The sequence below is a fragment of the Flavobacterium sp. AC105 genome (assembly GCF_979258495.1).
This window is the reverse complement of sequence record NZ_OZ409860.1, coordinates 1,392,984-1,410,518: the sequence shown is the minus strand read 5'-3', so window position 1 is coordinate 1,410,518 and position 17,535 is coordinate 1,392,984. Positions and strand designations below refer to the sequence as shown.

The 17,535-nt window shown below is 32.5% G+C and carries 14 protein-coding genes; 9 read left to right on the top strand and 5 right to left on the bottom strand.

Going from position 1 to position 17,535, the window contains the following annotated elements:
* Positions 1-152: 152 nt before the first annotated feature.
* The 5 genes from ACZ0AH_RS06340 (at position 153) to ACZ0AH_RS06320 (ending at position 4,426) form a co-directional block, all read left to right on the top strand.
* Positions 153-1,457 (top strand): chloride channel protein, encoded by a 1,305-nt coding sequence (locus tag ACZ0AH_RS06340; protein ID WP_463474974.1) that lies wholly within the window; start codon positions 153-155, stop codon positions 1,455-1,457.
* A gap of 76 nt (positions 1,458-1,533) precedes the next feature.
* Positions 1,534-2,133 carry an HPP family protein gene (locus ACZ0AH_RS06335; RefSeq protein ID WP_463474973.1) on the top strand — a complete coding sequence of 200 codons (600 nt, stop codon included), beginning with the start codon at positions 1,534-1,536 and terminating at the stop codon, positions 2,131-2,133.
* A gap of 199 nt (positions 2,134-2,332) precedes the next feature.
* Complete coding sequence (locus ACZ0AH_RS06330; protein WP_463474972.1) at positions 2,333-2,872, top strand: IS1096 element passenger TnpR family protein; 540 nt, start codon at positions 2,333-2,335, stop codon at positions 2,870-2,872.
* Between the two features lie 91 nt (positions 2,873-2,963).
* Complete coding sequence (locus ACZ0AH_RS06325) at positions 2,964-3,323, top strand: four helix bundle protein (protein WP_463474971.1); 360 nt, start codon at positions 2,964-2,966, stop codon at positions 3,321-3,323.
* 44 nt (positions 3,324-3,367) lie between these two features.
* Positions 3,368-4,426, top strand: coding sequence for a nucleoid-associated protein (locus tag ACZ0AH_RS06320; protein ID WP_463474970.1), 1,059 nt, complete (start codon positions 3,368-3,370; stop codon positions 4,424-4,426).
* Positions 4,427-4,513: 87 nt separating this feature from the next.
* On the opposite strand, the gene ACZ0AH_RS06315 is transcribed toward ACZ0AH_RS06320, so the two are convergent.
* Both ACZ0AH_RS06315 and ACZ0AH_RS06310 read right to left on the bottom strand, forming a co-directional pair.
* Positions 4,514-5,095, bottom strand: a complete 582-nt coding sequence (locus tag ACZ0AH_RS06315) for a TetR/AcrR family transcriptional regulator (protein WP_463474969.1) — start codon at positions 5,093-5,095, stop codon at positions 4,514-4,516.
* Between the two features lie 71 nt (positions 5,096-5,166).
* Entirely contained in the window at positions 5,167-5,919 is a 753-nt protein-coding gene (locus ACZ0AH_RS06310; RefSeq protein ID WP_463474968.1) for a glucose 1-dehydrogenase, read from the bottom strand.
* Positions 5,920-6,148: 229 nt separating this feature from the next.
* Here ACZ0AH_RS06310 and ACZ0AH_RS06305 point away from each other — a divergent pair, with 229 nt between their 5' ends.
* Entirely contained in the window at positions 6,149-8,518 is a 2,370-nt protein-coding gene (locus tag ACZ0AH_RS06305) for a GAF domain-containing protein (RefSeq protein WP_463474967.1), read from the top strand.
* A gap of 24 nt (positions 8,519-8,542) precedes the next feature.
* On the opposite strand, the gene ACZ0AH_RS06300 is transcribed toward ACZ0AH_RS06305, so the two are convergent.
* Positions 8,543-9,724, bottom strand: a complete 1,182-nt coding sequence (locus ACZ0AH_RS06300) for a Pycsar system effector family protein (protein WP_463474966.1) — start codon at positions 9,722-9,724, stop codon at positions 8,543-8,545.
* Between the two features lie 29 nt (positions 9,725-9,753).
* On the opposite strand from ACZ0AH_RS06300, the gene ACZ0AH_RS06295 reads away from it, so the two are divergent.
* Positions 9,754-13,491, top strand: coding sequence for a metallophosphoesterase (locus tag ACZ0AH_RS06295; protein WP_463474965.1), 3,738 nt, complete (start codon positions 9,754-9,756; stop codon positions 13,489-13,491).
* Positions 13,492-13,647: 156 nt separating this feature from the next.
* On the opposite strand, the gene ACZ0AH_RS06290 is transcribed toward ACZ0AH_RS06295, so the two are convergent.
* On the bottom strand, positions 13,648-14,508 hold the full coding sequence (locus ACZ0AH_RS06290) for a hypothetical protein (RefSeq protein ID WP_463474964.1): 861 nt from the start codon (positions 14,506-14,508) through the stop codon (positions 13,648-13,650).
* Between the two features lie 110 nt (positions 14,509-14,618).
* Positions 14,619-15,671: a hypothetical protein gene (locus tag ACZ0AH_RS06285; protein ID WP_463474963.1), complete on the bottom strand. Its 1,053-nt coding sequence runs from the start codon at positions 15,669-15,671 to the stop codon at positions 14,619-14,621.
* A gap of 107 nt (positions 15,672-15,778) precedes the next feature.
* Here ACZ0AH_RS06285 and ACZ0AH_RS06280 point away from each other — a divergent pair, with 107 nt between their 5' ends.
* Together ACZ0AH_RS06280 and ACZ0AH_RS06275 are read left to right on the top strand one after the other, a co-directional pair.
* The gene (locus ACZ0AH_RS06280) at positions 15,779-16,690 is read left to right on the top strand and encodes an ABC transporter ATP-binding protein (RefSeq protein WP_463474962.1); all 912 of its coding nucleotides are present in this window, start codon (positions 15,779-15,781) and stop codon (positions 16,688-16,690) included.
* A gap of 3 nt (positions 16,691-16,693) precedes the next feature.
* The gene (locus tag ACZ0AH_RS06275) at positions 16,694-17,530 is read left to right on the top strand and encodes an ABC transporter permease (protein WP_463474961.1); all 837 of its coding nucleotides are present in this window, start codon (positions 16,694-16,696) and stop codon (positions 17,528-17,530) included.
* Positions 17,531-17,535: the final 5 nt, after the last annotated feature.

Below are 17,535 nucleotides of genomic sequence, written 5' to 3'. Positions count from 1 at the left end.
TTGCGATCGTTTTATCCGTATCTCTCTAAAAAAAAAATTCAAAAAAGCAAATCGAAAGAATTTTCTTGTTTTTATGATTTTAACACATTTTAATGATTCTTTTTTATTAAAAACCGAATTTGATTCTCTAATTTTGTAATCCGCATAAAAAAATGCGATTTACAAATTTACTTCTGATGAAAAAAACGGCGCAAATCAAAAAGAATCATCAATTTATTACCTTCCGAAAATTAGTTATTGTTTCCATTTTAATTGGCTTTTTATCTGCCTTTCTCGGAATTTCATTAAAAAAAATCACTGAATATTACGAGGAAATCTTCTTTCACGAGGTTTCGGTAAATCCTCTTTTTTATATTCTTTTTCCGGTTTTTGGTTTATCCGTAATATATTTCCTCAGACAATATCTTTTTAAGAAAAAAGAAAATAAAGGAATTAAGGAAGTTTTTGAAAGTACAAAATCGACTTCAAAAAATCTGCCTGCTTATAAAATTCCATCTCACTTTATCAACGGATTAATAACTGTAGTTTTTGGAGGTTCAACCGGAATCGAAGTTTCTACCGTTGTTGCAACTGCTACAATTGGTTCTGTTGCACAGCAAAAAGAAAATGTATTTCGTCAGTACAAAACCGAATTAATTTGTGCGGGAGTTGCGGCCGGAGTTACGGCTTTATTCAGTTCTCCAATTGCCGGAATTTTATTTGCCCTTGAAGTTATTTCACGAAAAGTGACGCGTGCATTTATCATTTCGAATGTAATTGCCGTTTCTGTTGCTTTTGGTTTACTTTCTATTTTAAAAGAAGAACCTTTATTTACGGTTTCCGTTACAACCTGGCATTTAAAAGCGATTCCGTATTTTATTCTTTTAGGAATTCTTGCCGGAATAAATTCTGTTTATTTAACACGCTGCGTATTATTTTTCAAATCTCAATTTGGAAAAATCGGAACTCATTATTATAAAATATTAATTGGATCAACTGTTTTAAGTGTTTCCTTATTTATTTTTCCACAGTTATATGGAGAAGGATATCATGCTATAAAAGGAATTTTTAGTAATTCATCAGAGATTCCGTTAACGCTAACTTTAGCATTGACTTTTATTGGAATCCTGCTTTTAAAACCTATCGTAACATCCATAACATTAGCTTCCGGAGGCGACGGCGGTGTTTTTGCTCCGAGTCTTTTTATCGGAGCGTTTTTAGGATTATTAGTGGCTTCGATTTTAAATACTTTTTTTCATGTAAATGTAATTCCGGTTAATTTTATGATTATCGGAATGGCAGCGGTTCTAAGCGCCAGTATTCATGCGCCTTTTACAGCTATATTTTTAGTTTGCGGATTAACAAACGATTATACTTTATTTTTACCGATTCTTGTCGTTTGCCTAATCTCAAAATATACGGCAAAAATGATTTATCCTTACACGGTATATTCTTATTCACAAGGTTTAGTAAAGTAAAAAATATAATTTTGACACAGATTATCACCGATTATTAATCATTAATCTGTAGCAAAAAATAAAATAATACCACAAAATGCCCACTCAAAAATTAAAAAGAAGCTACCGCAAAACACGCTATATTCTTTATAAGGAAACTTTAATCGATTTTAAGGAACATTTTTGGTCTTTTATAGGATCATTTGTTGGAATTGGAGTTTTGGCTTACGTTCAATCGATTCACTTTTCAGGAAACGATGCGGTTTATTTAATTGGTTCTTTTGGCGCTTCAAGTGTTTTGGTTTACGGAATCATTCAAAGTCCGTTTTCACAACCGCGAAATTTAGTTGGCGGACATGTTATTTCGGCTTTTATTGGCGTTACGGTTCATAAGCTCGTACCGGACATTATCTGGATTGCTGCTCCCCTCGCCGTTTCGCTGGCTATTATTTCCATGCAAATTACAAAAACACTGCATCCTCCCGGAGGCGCAACCGCTTTGATCGCGATTATTGGAACTGAAAAAATAAAAGCACTGGGTTATATGTATGTGATTTCTCCTGTTTTAATTGGCACATTGATTTTGCTCCTTACGGCTTTGATTTTTAACAATATGACCTCCAGTCGAAGTTATCCAAGTCATAGTTCTTATCACAAACGTTATCATAAGATTCGAAAACGTTTGGTTGGTAGATAAATTTTAAATCAAATACAGGTGTCACCCTGAGCGGAGTCGAAGGGCGCTACAATTGGAACGTGGGCTTCGACTCCGCTCAGCCTGACAATCGGAATGTGCTCAACCTGACAACTAAAAAATCTTTTCAACAAATCGCAATTCGTGATTCGTATTTCATTTTTTATATTTTACCTTTGACTTTTCAAATAATACAAAGATTATGGTTTATAAATTTAGAGTAATTCTAGACGCCGAAGAAGATATTTTTAGAGACATTGCAATTCTTGAAGACGATACGCTTGAAGATTTACACAATGCTATCTTCAACGCTTTTGGTTTTGACGGAATGGAAGTAGCTTCGTTTTATACCTGCGATGAAACTTGGAATCAGGAAGATGAAATTGCACTTTTTGATACTGGCGATGTTCCCGGAGAACAAAGAACCATGAGCGATTATAAATTATCTGATCTCTTAGATGAGCAAAATACTAAAATTATCTACGTATATGATTTCATCAATATGTGGACTTTCTTAGTTGAATTGGCTGCGATTGAAGATCAAATTGCAGGCGCTCCATATCCTGAAACGCTATTTTCTCACGGAGAAATGCCTGATGAAGCCGGAGAAAAAAGCTTTGAAGCAGATATGCACGACGATATCTACGGAGAATTTGAAGACGACTTAGACGAAGAAGATCTTGACATGTTTGAAGGCGATGACAGCTTTGAAGATTATGGGTTTGAAGAGAATTGGAATTGATCTAAGTTTCTGAGATACTAAGTCTCTAAGATGCTGAGTTTTTTATAATGAAAGAATTTTCTTATTTTTAAAAATAATTTAAAAATAAAAAATGAGTCATTATAGAAAAATCTTAGTTTGGCAGAAATCAATTTCATTAGTCACCAAAATTTACAAAGCAACAAGCACTTTTCCAAAAGAAGAAATGTTTGGATTAACTTCTCAAATAAGGCGAAGTTCAGTTTCTATTCCAAGTAATATTGCAGAAGGAGCCGGAAGAGAAAGCACTAAAGATTTTTTACGATTTTTATATATTTCGATGGGGTCAATATTTGAAATGCAGACTCAGCTTGAAATTGCAAAAAATATTACTTACATAAAAGAAGAAGAATTTAACAATTTATACGAGGATAGTCGAGAGATCGAAAGAATGTTAGTGTCATTTATTAAAAAATTAAAGGACACTATTTAGAAAACTTAGAATCTTAGAGACTTAGAATCTCAGTAACTCAAAATATGATCAACCTATTTAACACCCACATCGAGACGCTTGCGATACACCGCGTAGGAAACAAGAGCCGAAACGAAGCGATTTTTTTATCGGAACAGCCTTTTAATTTGAATGATGAAATTGTGCCTTTGATAAAAGAGTACTTTTTTAAGCCTTTTAGAGAAAAAGAAGAAAACTATTATCAGTTTGCGCACGAAGTCGATTTGGATTACAACGACATGTTTAAATATGCTACGGAGATTTTTGACAATCCGAGTAAATTACAGGAGATTTCGAAAAAAATTACCACACATTTATTCGAACAATCGAATCATCCGCATATTAAAAACGGAGAGGTTTATGTAACGTATTTAACAAATTTAAGTATCGACAATAATGTTGTTGACGCTATCGGAATTTTTAAAAGTGAGTTACAAGCTGACTTTTTACAGTTTGAAGAAAAAAACAGCAACCTTGAAATGATCCTGCAACAAGGAATCAACCTGAGTAAATTAGATAAAGGCTGTTTGATTTTTAATTATAAAAAAGACGAAGGATATAAAATTCTAACCGTAGACAGTAACCGTTATGATGCGCGTTATTGGTTAGAGCACTTTTTATCTGTAGATGCTTTTGAAGATGAAAACTTCATCACTAAAAAATACCTGAAATTCTGTCAAAACTTCGCGAAAGATGTTGTTTTACCTGCAGAAGATAAAAAAGAAGAAGTAATGTTTATGAACAGATCTGTGAATTATTTCGCAAAAAACGATCAGTTCGAAGAGCAAAATTTCCTAAACGAAGTATTAGACAATCCAGACTTAATTCCTGAATTCAAAAACTATAAAGTTGATAAAGGAGAAAAATACAGCATCGAAGATGTAACCTCATTCCCTATTGCAAACGCAGCAGTTTCTGACGCCAGAAAATCGATTAAAAACGTTATTAATCTTGATACACATATTCAGATTAAAATGGATTTCATCAATCCTGAAAGTGCAGAAAAATTTGTTGAAAAAGGCTGGGATGAAGAAAAACAAATGTATTACTATTTAGTTTATTTCAATAAAGAAGAAAAAAGCTAAAAGTTATTCATTTTCTATTACTTACTTAAAACAAAAAAAGGCAATTACAAATGTAATTGCCTTTTTTTAATTTAGCCGTTTTCCAATTTATAATATAGAAAACAATGCTTTGAGAATATCATCGTAAACCTGTTTATCTCTTTCTCCGGTTCGGGCTAAAACCCGAATTCCAGAATAATTATTAAAGATAAATCGGGCTAAAACTCTCGCATCAGTAGTTTTAGAAATATGTCCGGCGGCCTGACCTTTTTCAACGGCGCTTGTAAAAATCTCTTCCATAATCTGGCTGTTGTTTTTTACAATTTTCGCAATCTCTTCATCATGCATCGCAAGTTCAACAGACGAATTTACCATAAAACAGCCTTTCGTAATTCGATCCTCCAAACTTTCAATAACTGCTTGTTTAAAAATAACCTGCAAGGTTTCTTTTATGTTCTGGGACTTTTCAAAAAGTTCAACTATTTGTTCCTGCGCATTTTTTTGATAACGATGCAAAGACTGCGTAAAAAGTTTCTGTTTATCTCCAAAAGTATCATACAAACTAGAACGGCTTAAACCCAAATGCGTTACCAAATCCTGTGCAGAAGTGCCATTATAACCTTTGTGCCAAAATATCTCTATCGCTTTGTCTAAAGCCTGATCTTCATTAAATTCTTTTGTTCTAGCCATGACTTTTAAATTAAATTACTTTGCAAAGATACAAAAATACGGAATAATCGTTCCTGAATTCAGGAAAAAAATTATACTACTGCATTAACAGTAAGTCCACCGTCTACAACAATTTCTGCTCCTGTAATAAATGACGCATCATCTGAAGCTAAGAAACCAACAGTTTTAGCAATTTCTGAAGCTTGTCCAAAACGTTTCAACAGGATTTTTTCTCCTAAAATTGCTCCAAAGCCTTCAACTTCTTCTTTTTGCAAACCTAATTTTCCGTAAAGCGGAGTTTCTACTGGTCCTGGAGAAACGGCATTTACTCTGATTTTTCTTGGTGCTAATTCTGTAGCAAAAACTTTGTTTAAAGATAAAACCGCAGCTTTACTTGAGGCATAAACACTTGAATTTGGCATACCTACGTGAGCGTTGATTGAAGTATTGAAAATAATAGATCCACCATCATTTAAGATTGGCAATACTTTTTGAACTGTAAAATAAACTCCTTTTACATTCACGTTCATAATGCTGTCGTAATGTTCTTCTGAAGCTGATTCTACCGGAGCAAATGAAGCAATTCCGGCATTTAAGAATAAAATGTCAACTTTACCGAATTGTGCTTTTACTTGTTCAACCAAACTATCAATTGATTTTAAATCAGATTGGTCTGATACGATTCCGGTAACATTTAACTCTTTTTCGGCCTGAGCCAAAGCTTCTTTGTTTCTTCCTGTTATAATTACTTTTGCACCTTTTGCTGCTAATTCAGCTGCAGCTGCATACCCAATTCCGCTATTTCCACCTGTTACTATAGCTACTTTGTTTTCTAAATTTTTCATTTTTATTTGTTTTTAAATTATTGATTATTCAATTATTATGGTACAAAGATATAATAACGGAACGATCGTTCCGTTATTATTGATGTTAATATTTAGTTAAAATAAAAAAGAAATTTCAGAACGGCCTATTTATATGGGATAACCTTTATATAATCATAAACGAAAGAAATAATAAATTAGCTAACATTCTTAATATTTGCTTAATTTTGTAGCCTAAAAACAAATTCAGATGGATATTCATTTGTACAACGAAAGTCCTTTTAAAACCATAATCTCATTTCATAAACTAATTGAATCTTTTGAAGAAATTGCTTTATCCAATGTTGATTATCGCGCGAACTACGCCAAAGCCATATTAAAACAAATTGAGCAGCTTCCTGAGCTAAGAACGGGAATTCAGGATTATGCTATTATTGAAAATAATGAAGCTTTAATAAAATATTTATTGGCTGATTTATTCCCTACTGCCTTAACAAACAACGAGATAAAAGCTGTTACAATTCCCTTTCAGAATTTATCTTTCAATTATACAGAACGTTTCAAGAAAATTTTAAGTAACGCCGGATCTGAATTTGATATGGAAATTCGTGATTTTGACGATCACCAATTCTATGTTAATAACTGTTGTCTGATTTTAGGTGTTTATTACAAACAGAAAATAGATTTTAACAAACCTTTTTTCTATGATATTCCGGATGAAGATGGTGTAGAAAAACATTATCGAATTTTGTATAATGCTGATTTCATGGAAATTATTCCAACAGAAAATGCCATAGAATTGACCCAGGACGATATTGATTTGTTGATGGATAATTATGGTGATATTGAACTCTGGAAATCAAAATTCCCAAAAGGAAGCTGGATTTTAAAAGGTTTCGGAATTGTTTCCTTATTTGATGCAACGACTGAAAGTGCTATTTCAAACCTAAAAAGTAATTTGCTTAAACCGGATACAAAAACGGTTGCGACTAACGAAATTATATCAGGCATTTTTAAATCAATATTTAAAATTCCAAATTTAAAAGTTGGCTTTATCATCTATAATTCGGAAGAAGAAAAATTCATCAGACCTGTAAAATTCGACAATCAGCTTCAAAGTTTTCTCCTTTCAAAAGATCAGGAAGTAGATTGTAAAAATGCTTTTTTTGGATGCACTTTTGAAAAATTACTAGATAAAAAAGAACCTCTTGTCATTTCGAATGTTGAAAAATTTATCGAAGAATTTCCCAATAAAAAACTTGGCGAACATTTATTAAGACAAGGTATTAAGAGCTGCGTTTTTGCTCCTGTTATAAAAGACGGGCATTTACTGGGCGTTGTCGAATTAGTTTCTGAAGATGCAAGAGCTTTAAATACCATAAACGCAACAAAACTGGAGTTGGTTTTACCGTATTTAACCGATACAATTGATCGTTATAATACAGATATGCAGCATCAGATTGAAGCTATTATCCAGCGTGAATACACTACAATTCACCCAAGTGTTTATTGGAAATTCAGAAAAGAATCTCAAAACTATTTTCAAAACATGAATCATACAAAAGATTATATTTTTAAGGAAATTGTCTTTAAAAATGTATTTCCGCTGTATGGACAAATCGACATTAAAGGTTCATCTGAACATAGAAATGAAACCGTTAAGATTGACTTGAAAAATCAGCTTACAGCACTTTTGAATATTTTTGACAACCAGAAACCTAATTCTAATTTAGTACTTCTGGAACAACGAAAATTTGAATTGGAATCGCTTCGAAATGAATTGGATTTTCCGCTAAAAGCAGATACTGAACAGCATATTCAGCATTATATTGAAGAAGAAATTCATCCTATTTTAAAGAATACGAAAGGCAATGCCAAAAATGAACAATTAGAGGAATTGTATTTTGAAAGCCTGGACGAAAAAACAGGATTATTTTATCAGGAAAGAAAGAAATTTGATAATGCAATGTCTATTATCAATAAAAAACTGGCTTCGGTTTTAGATAAAAAACAGCAGGAGGCACAGCAAATTTATCCGCATTATTACGAGCGCTTTAAAACTGATGGTGTTGAGCATAATTTATATATAGGAGCTTCGATAGCGCCAACTAAACCATTTGATATTATGTATTTGCACAACTTGCGCTTGTGGCAATTGCAGACTTTATGCGAAATGGAATTAGAACATCACCAGCTTAAGGAATCGCTTCCGTATGAGTTAGATGTGACTTCGCTGATTTTAGTATTTAGTGCACCGCTTTCTATTCGTTTTAGAATGGATGAAAAACGTTTTGATGTTGACGGAACTTATAATGCAAGATATGAAGTTGTAAAAAAACGTATTGACAAATCGAATATAAAAGGTACAAAAGACCGAATTACCGAGAAAGAAAAAATTACGATTGTTTATTCTCAAAATAGTGAAGAAACGGAATATCTGAAATATATCAAATATTTACAGCACAAGAAAATCCTGGAACCTTCTATCGAACAATTTGAGGTTGAAGATCTTCAGGGCGTTTCTGGCTTAAGAGCCATTCGTGTAAAAGTGATAAATAACAATGCCAATCCGGTAGCGCCAAAAATTACGTATCAGGATTTATTAGATGAGCTCAACTAATTTGTTGAGCTCATTTATAAGTAGTTATTGAATCGTTTTAAAAGCGATTACAAATGCAATTACTGTAATAATAAGACCTGCCATAAAAAGGTTATAGGCAATACGCAGCAAATTATATTTACGCTGCAAAACCAATCCCAGATAATACAAATCCTTTATCATGGTTGAATACAAATAATCACGATCTTTCATCATTTCGTTCATTGCCCAATCATATTCTTTCAAAGGCATTTTGTAGAAATTTCCAAAAAACAATAAATTTATTTTTTTTGCTTCAATATCTTCTCGTGTAAAAGTACCCGTTGTTACTTTTGGTCGTGTCGAAAGTATGGCAAAAATAATCGTAGTCACACTAGAAATCAACATGATAAATGTTGGAATAACCAAATGTGCATTTTTTGGACTATCTAATTTTGGAATAATCGACGAAAGTGCAATCGAAATAATAATCGCATTTACTGACAATAAAATATTGGCTTTGCTATCTGCAATTCCGCTTAAGCGTGTATGATTTCCTAATGTAACACGAAATAAGGTGTCAACGCCACGATCCGGTTTTTCGATTTTATCTTTCTTTTGGTTTTCTTTTTCGATTTTATCAGCTTCTTTTTTGTCTTGTTTTTGAATTTTCTTTTGCACGGCTAGTAAGTTTTTTTCTTTAAGAGGCTGCCATTTTTTCAACGCATAATCGGTATAGAATCGGTGTTTATTCATTAAAAAATTCAAATTTTCTTTTGCCCATTCGGCATTAGAAAAATCCAGATTCCATGTATTTTTTAATTCAATACGTAATAATTCGCAAGTCGTTGCATATTCAGCTCCCATTAAATGGGCAAAATCTGCATCTTTAATAATTTTCTCTAAATGAGTTTTAGGAATATATTCTTTAACAGTGGCCAAAATCAAACTCGAAACTGTTGAAATAAATTCATCTGACTGTTCATTTTCTTTCAAAAAGGTACTGGCGATTTTAACACTTTCATGTTCATGATTTTCGTAACCTTCAATATATCCTGTGTCATGAAACCACGCGGCTACTAAAAGCATTTCTTTTTCTTCTCCTTTAACTTCTTCTTTTTTGCAAAGCTCTTTTACTGCATTTACTACAGTTAAAGTATGGTTAAAATTATGGTAAGAATATAAATTAGAAAGTTTATCTTTGAGTAAATTACTGACGAAATCTTCGGATTTTTCTATTAGATTCATAAAGAATATTTTTTATACACCACTAAATTATGAAATTGTTTTTGGATAATCATTCTATTATTACTAAGATTAAAAACTATTCTTTAGTAATTACCATATTGCTTGTATTTAATTCCTGTGCGACGCATAAAGCGCAGTACGGAAAAAATGTGAGCGCAATCGAAACAGAAAACGCTACGGATACTATAAAAATTGCGCATACTATTTTTTTAGTTGGAGATGCCGGAAATGCTGATGAAGAACAAGCACAGCAAACGCTCGAATTATTACATCAAAAACTAAAAAAGGCAAACAAAAAATCTACTTTATTATTTTTAGGAGACAATATTTATCCGAAAGGTTTTCCTGCTAATGATAATTCTGCCGAAAAAACTTTGGCCGAAACAAAACTTAAAAATCAACTAAAATTAACGGAAGGATTTAAAGGAAAAACAATTGTAATTCCCGGAAATCACGATTGGTATAACGGAATTCCCGGTCTGGAACGTCAGGCGAGTTTTGTAACTAAATATCTGAATGACAAAAAAGCCTTTTTACCCCGAAAGGGTTGCGCTATTGAAGATGTAAAAATTGATAGTACGGCCACTTTAATTGCAATTGACAGTGAATGGTTTCTGGAAGACTGGGACAATCATCCCACAATAAATGATGATTGTGACATTAAAACAAGAGAAGATTTCTTTGATCAACTGGAAAATCTTTTAAATAAAAATCAGGAAAAAACAGTTGTTATTGCCATTCATCATCCATTGATGAGCAACGGAACCCATGGTGGACAATTTTCTTTAGAGAAACAATTATTTCCGTTAGAGAATAAAATTCCGCTTCCTTTTATTGGTTCTTTTATTAATTTACTTCGAAAGACTTCCGGAGTCAGCCCCCAGGATCTTCAAAATAAGCAATATACTATTTATGCCAAGAGAATAAAGACACTCCTGCAAAAGCAGAAAAATGTTATCGTAGTTTCCGGACACGACCATAATCTGCAATATGTCAACAAAGAAAATATCAACCAAATTATTAGCGGAGCAGGTTCAAAATCCGAAGCTGCGAGAGCAATAAATCCAAATGAATTCTCTTATGGAGGAAATGGTTATGCAACCTTGACTTTATTTAAAAGCGGAGATGCAAAAGTGAACTTTTTTGGAAATGAAAACAATCATGAAAAACGTCTTTTTGAACATGAAATCATAAAAGCCAAAGAGATTAACTGGGCAGCAGGCGAGTCGAATAAATTTCCGGCAACCGTAACAACCTCTATTTATTCTCCAAAAATGACCCAAAAAAGTATTTTCCATAAATTCTTATTCGGAAATCATTACAGAAAATATTATAGTTTGCCAATAGAAGCCAGAACGGCAACTTTAGACACTTTAATGGGCGGTTTGACCCCAATTCGTGAAGGCGGCGGACATCAATCTGTTTCGTTGCGTATGTCTGATCCTAAAGGAAGAGAATACGTAATGCGTGCCATGAAAAAAAGTGCCACTGTATTTTTACAATCTGTTGCTTTTAAAGATCAATATGTTGTAAATGAATTTGAAGACACTTATGCCGAAAATTTCCTGCTTGATTTTTACACCACTTCTCACCCTTATACACCGTTTGCAATTGGCAGTATGTCTGATAAATTGGGAATCGCGCATACGAATCCAGTTTTATATTATATTCCGAAACAAAATGGTTTAAAAGAATTCAACGCTGGTTATGGCGATGAATTATATATGGTTGAAGAAAGACCGGCAGACAATCATTTAGATGGTAAAGACTTTGGAAATCCGGGCAATATTATCAGTACGGATGACATGATGAAAAACCTTCATAAAGACGAGAAATATTCAGTTGATGAAAAAGAATATATGAAAGCCCGTTTGTTTGATATGCTTATTGGCGATTGGGACAGGCACAGCGATCAATGGCGTTGGGGAGAATATAAAAAAGGTGATAAGGTTATTTATAAGCCAATTCCCCGTGATCGCGATCAGGCTTTTGCCAAATATGACGGAACTTTGCTTTCGCTGTTAATGAATATTCCGGCGCTTCGTCATATGCGAACTTTCAAAAATAAAATTGACAACGTAAAATGGCTCAACAGAGAACCTTATCCTATGGATTTGGCTTTTTTGAGAACTGCCGAAGAAAAAGACTGGATTGCTCAGGCAAAATATATTCAGGAAAATTTATCTGATGCTGACATTGATAATGCTTTTAAAAGTTTACCAAAAGAAGTTCAGGATGAAACAATTGAAGATATTAAACGAAAATTAAAAAACAGAAAAAAAGACCTTCAAAAGTATGCTTCAACCTATTTTGATGTTTTAAGCCATACGGTTATGATTGCCGGAACGGATAAAAAAGACAAATTTGTTATTAATCACAATGCCAAAAAAAGTATTGAGATTCAGGTGTTCCGAATTAAAAATGATGGTGACGAATTAGTATATACCAAAACAGTTAAAGACGATAAAACTGCAAATTTATGGATTTATGGTTTGGATGATGCTGACGTTTTTCAGGTAATTGGAGAAGAAAAATCCAGCATAAAAATCCGTTTGATCGGCGGTCAAAACAATGATACCTATAATATTGAAAACGGAAAAAGGGTTATTGTATACGATTTCAAATCAAAAAAGAACACGTATAATCTTGATTCTAAAACCGGAACTCAGTTAACTGATGATTATGATGTTAACTTATACAATTATGAAAAACCAAAATATAATGTAATTTCAGGATTGCCAAATATTGGTTATAATCCTGATGATGGTGTCAAAGTTGGAATAAATCTTAATTATACCGTTAACAATTTCAAACAGAATCCGTATACGCAAAGACATGTTGTAAATGCTTTTTACTATTTTGCTACTGGTGGTTTAGAATTTAATTATGCAGCTCATTTTCCGGGTTTGCTTGGTAAATGGGTTATTGATGTCGAATCTCTTTACACAACCCCAAATTTTGCTATGAATTATTTTGGATATGGAAATGAAACTCAAAATAATGATAAAGATCTGGGAATGGATTATAATCGTGTTCGCATCAGAAAATTTAATGTTTCAGGAGCAATCAGACACGTTGGACGATACGGAAGCGAATTTAGTATGCAGCCTGTTTATCAAAGATTGACTGTTGAAGAAACTGAAAATAGGTATATTGACACACCAAATATCGTAAACCCGAATGTTTTTGATAGTCAGAATTATGGGGGTTTGAAAGTGAAATATCTTTTTAAAAATGCGGATTTTGCTGCAAAACCCAATCTAGGAATGGCTTTTATGGTTTCGGCAACCTGGCTGACGAATTTAAATGAAACAAAACAGAATTTCCCTATTATTGAAAGTCTTTTAGGATTTACGCATAAAATTGATCATAACGGAAAATTAGTATTAGCTACTCTTTTAAAAGGAAAAGCGGTCTTAAATAATAATTTTGATTTTTATCATGGTGCAACTTTAGGCGGAGATACTGATTTACGTGGTTACAGAAACGAACGCTTTTTAGGAAATTCATATTATTCTCAAAGTACTGATTTGCGATTTACTATTGGAAAGATAAGAAAAACAGTTGCTCCGTTAACTTATGGAATTCTGGGTGGTTTTGATTATGGAAGAATCTGGCTTGACGGCGAAAGCTCTAAAAAATGGCATCAGGATTATGGCGGCGGACTTTGGTTAAATGCAATAAATGTTTTGACAGCAAGAATCTCTTATTTTAAATCGCCTGATGAAGAAGGAAGATTAATATTTGGAGCGGCATATAGTTTTTAGAAAGCTACTAAGATTCTGAGTTGCTAAGTATCTAATTTTTTAGCTCTTAAGGTTTAAGTAATAAAGTTTTTTAGCCACGAATTCACGAATCATTTGTAATAGAAATTCGTGAATTCGTGGCTAATTTTTTTCTTAGTATCTCATCAACTTAGCAACTTATTTAAGTTTAAACTCGTACATCTTGCCTCCTACTTTGTTTGTTTTTTCGTCGGCGATAAGCAAGGTGTTGTTGTCTTTGAAAACGATGGCTTCTTTTTGCGTGAAATTATCCAGTTTGATTTCGGTTTGAGTGCCTTTATGGAATAAATCGCCTTTGAAATCTTTAAATAAAACAATTTTATCGTGACTTAACAACACTACTTTTTTTCCGTCAGGACTAATTGTTGCACTTGTTAAAACACAATGATTGTAGTTATTACAGGTTTTAAATTCTCCTATTTTGGTTGCTTTTTGAGTTCCCGGCGCATTTAGGATTTTGTAGATAAAAACGGTTCCGTCAAAATTTTTACTTCTGTTTTTGGTAAAGAGGTAAAAGTAATTTCCATGTTCGAAGAAACCTTCAACATCATAAAATAGTTCTTTTTTCTTTGGAGGAAATTCGGTTTGTTCCGGATATGAAAACGAAATTTTATATTCGGCTACAGCCAAATCTTTATTCAGCTGATTTTTATTTACTTTATAAATACACAAATCTTTACGTTCGTTGGCGTTATTTCCAAAATCTCCAATGTAAATATTTCCTTTTTTATCTTTTGTAATATCTTCCCAATCTACGTTTGTTGCATTGGTGATTGTGATGGTTTTATCTAATTTCCCATCTGAATTTAAAGCATATATTGCATTTTTATTGCCGCTGTCTTCTAAAGTATAAACCAATTTAGAATCCGGAAAATAGGTAATTCCCGAAACTTCTTTTAACTTTTTAGGAAGCGAATAAAGCGTTTTAAAATCTGAATTACTTTGTTGCTGACAAGCTAATAAAACGATAGAAACTGCTATTAAAAAAGACTTTTTCATAAGATAATAATTAAATATTTAAGCTTATTCTTTTCACTATATAAGTCATATATAAGTCCATTAAACACGTGTCTTAAATTATCTTATATAACTTATATGGTGAAAAATACTCAAATTAAATTCGTGTTTTTAAAATTGCGTGTGATAAATTCAAAAGCTGCAAACATGATATGTCCCATTGATTTTGCATTTTTAAATTTCATATCATTTGTATAACGGTATAATTCCATTTTTAGCTGACTCAGATGTTCATCTGTCGAAATGGTATCGTGACACATTATATTCAATAATTTTTTGATCCTGTTTTCTGCAGAATGAATACGTTTTGCCAAAATTGCTCTTTCTTCATCTTTGTACTGAATAATCGATCTTTCTTCTAACTTGTCTTTGATCAATTTTATCATTGGATAATTTTCCTTGAAAAACTGCGGACGATAAACTTTAAAATTTCCTTCATAACATTGCTGATCAAAATCTATTGGACGAATTTTATACACTACCTGATCAAAATCATGAATGGGAACAATTACATAATTATACGCGCGCATATCGCCCAAAAGCCTGATCATACAGCGTTCGTTGAATTTGACAAACTCTTTTGCAATCTGCGATTTTTCCATTTCGGTACAACCATCCAATAAAGTATCCATAAAAACATCGCCCGGAATCCCGATTATATGTTCTTCGATTAGCGTGTCTTTATAGACCAAAAAGTTGATTTTATCCGGCGAAAGAATATCTTCTAATTCTAAACCGTAAATGCGGGAAGCGTCGGCTTTTTTAATATAAAAATGAACGTAATTGTCATTGAGAATATTTCGGACTTTTATTCGGAAAGGTTTTGAATTTCCGAAAGTACAATAATCAATTGCGTCGATATTTAAGAACTGGATAATCTCGCTATTTCCATCAGAATGCAAAAGCGAATAAATTCTTTTCAGGTTTAAATCGATTTCATTTCTTTCAAATTCGCTATAATAAACCCTGATCCATAAGGTATCGGTTTCATTTTTATCATATACATTTATAGAACCGGAAAAACGCAATAAGTCGTCATAGAACACCGATACTTTCGAAATTCGTTCGTATCGTTCTAAATAACTTAAAAGAGATTGTGTTAAAGGATAAGAAGGTTTTTTTAACACCATTAAAGGTTCGCTCATTTTGAATATCTTTAATGCAAATTTACGTCAATTCATTTAAAGTTTGAATTTAGCGTAACAATAAACAGATTGAATCGTCTTACTAAAAAACTAAAACCGAAATAAATTTGGAAACCATACTTACTATTGAGAATTTACACAAACGATACGGGCGTATTCAAGCCTTAAAAAATGTATCTTTTGACATACAAAAAGGCCGCGTTTATGGAATTTTAGGTCCAAACGGAAGCGGTAAATCAACCACTTTGGGAATTGTTTTGAATGTCGTAAACCGAACTTCGGGCAATTATCGCTGGTTTGACGGAAAAATTGAAACACACGAAGCTTTGAAAAAAGTAGGTGCTATTATAGAAAGACCAAACTTTTATCCGTACATGACGGCGGAAGAAAATTTGAAATTGGTTTGCAAAATAAAGAACATCAATTATTCTAAAATTGAAGAAAAACTGGATTTAGTGGGTTTAACCGAAAGGAAAGACAGTAAGTTTAGTACTTTTTCGTTAGGAATGAAACAACGTCTGGCGATTGCATCTGCACTTTTGAATGATCCCGAAATTTTAATTTTAGATGAACCAACAAATGGTTTGGATCCGCAGGGAATTCACCAGATTCGTGATATTATCAGAAAAATTGCTTCACAGGGAACTACTATTTTATTGGCATCACATTTATTGGATGAAGTCGAAAAAGTATGTTCGCATGTAATTGTTTTAAGAAAAGGCGAAATTTTATATTCAGGTTCAGTTGATGGTATGTCAGCAAATGAAGGTTTCTTCGAACTTCAGTCAAATGATAGTTTAGCTTTAAAAGCAGCTTTGCAGGATCATCCAAACGTGGATCGAATTGCTGAGGAAGACGGAAAAATTCTGGTGTATTTAAAATCAGATATATCAGCTTCAGAATTAAATCTTTATTTATTTTCTAAAAATATTGCTTTGAGCCATTTAGTAAAACGCAAAAATAGCCTGGAAGCACAATTTTTAGAATTAACCAAAAACGCTACTACCCAAACAAACTAAACCATGAACAGACTTATATCTATAGAATTACAAAAAATCTGGAAAAATAAAGCCAGTCGTATCCTTACTTTAACGTATTTCATTTTACTTTCGTTTATTGCTTTAATTGCTTCGATAAAATTTGATTTGGGCGTTTTTAAATTTCATCTTGCTGAAATGGGAATCTTTAACTTTCCGTTTATCTGGCATTTTAATACTTATGTAGCGGCCTGGTTAAAATTTTTCCTCGCAATTGTTATTGTTTCGATGATGGCAAATGAGTATAGTTATGGTACTTTAAAACAAAACTTAATTGATGGTTTAAGCAAGAAAGAATTCATTTTATCCAAATTTTTAACCGTTGTGCTTTTTGCATTTTGCTCTACTATTTTCGTTTTTGTAATGAGTTTGATTTTAGGATTATCCTTTTCATCTTATACTGAAGTTGGAATTATTTTTACTGATTTAGATTATCTTTTGGCCTTTTTTGTAAAGTTAACCGGCTTTTTCTCTTTCTGTTTATTTTTGGGAATTTTAGTAAAACGCTCTGCTTTTGCTCTTGGATTTCTTTTGGTCTGGAGTATAGCAGAAGGAATTATCAAAGGGCTTTTGACTTTTAAAATTTTTCCGGACAGCAATACGGCAAGTTCTATTATGCAATTTTTTCCGTTAGAATCAATGTCAAATTTAATCATTGAACCTTTTTCAAGATTATCTGTAATAAGAAGTATCGGAACTCAAATAGGCGTTGAAAACACTAAAGATTATGGCGTACATTACCTCTCAATTCTGATTGTTTTAGTATGGACATTTTTGTTTATTTACTTTTCTTATAAATTATTAAAAAATAGAGATTTGTAGTATAT

Coding starts and splice junctions, on each gene's coding strand:
- ACZ0AH_RS06340 (WP_463474974.1), top strand. CDS start 153: ATGCGATTTACAAATTTACTTCTGATGAAAAAAACGGCGCAAATCAAA.
- ACZ0AH_RS06335 (WP_463474973.1), top strand. CDS start 1,534: ATGCCCACTCAAAAATTAAAAAGAAGCTACCGCAAAACACGCTATATT.
- ACZ0AH_RS06330 (WP_463474972.1), top strand. CDS start 2,333: ATGGTTTATAAATTTAGAGTAATTCTAGACGCCGAAGAAGATATTTTT.
- ACZ0AH_RS06325 (WP_463474971.1), top strand. CDS start 2,964: ATGAGTCATTATAGAAAAATCTTAGTTTGGCAGAAATCAATTTCATTA.
- ACZ0AH_RS06320 (WP_463474970.1), top strand. CDS start 3,368: ATGATCAACCTATTTAACACCCACATCGAGACGCTTGCGATACACCGC.
- ACZ0AH_RS06315 (WP_463474969.1), bottom strand. CDS start 5,095: ATGGCTAGAACAAAAGAATTTAATGAAGATCAGGCTTTAGACAAAGCG.
- ACZ0AH_RS06310 (WP_463474968.1), bottom strand. CDS start 5,919: ATGAAAAATTTAGAAAACAAAGTAGCTATAGTAACAGGTGGAAATAGC.
- ACZ0AH_RS06305 (WP_463474967.1), top strand. CDS start 6,149: ATGGATATTCATTTGTACAACGAAAGTCCTTTTAAAACCATAATCTCA.
- ACZ0AH_RS06300 (WP_463474966.1), bottom strand. CDS start 9,724: ATGAATCTAATAGAAAAATCCGAAGATTTCGTCAGTAATTTACTCAAA.
- ACZ0AH_RS06295 (WP_463474965.1), top strand. CDS start 9,754: ATGAAATTGTTTTTGGATAATCATTCTATTATTACTAAGATTAAAAAC.
- ACZ0AH_RS06290 (WP_463474964.1), bottom strand. CDS start 14,508: ATGAAAAAGTCTTTTTTAATAGCAGTTTCTATCGTTTTATTAGCTTGT.
- ACZ0AH_RS06285 (WP_463474963.1), bottom strand. CDS start 15,671: ATGAGCGAACCTTTAATGGTGTTAAAAAAACCTTCTTATCCTTTAACA.
- ACZ0AH_RS06275 (WP_463474961.1), top strand. CDS start 16,694: ATGAACAGACTTATATCTATAGAATTACAAAAAATCTGGAAAAATAAA.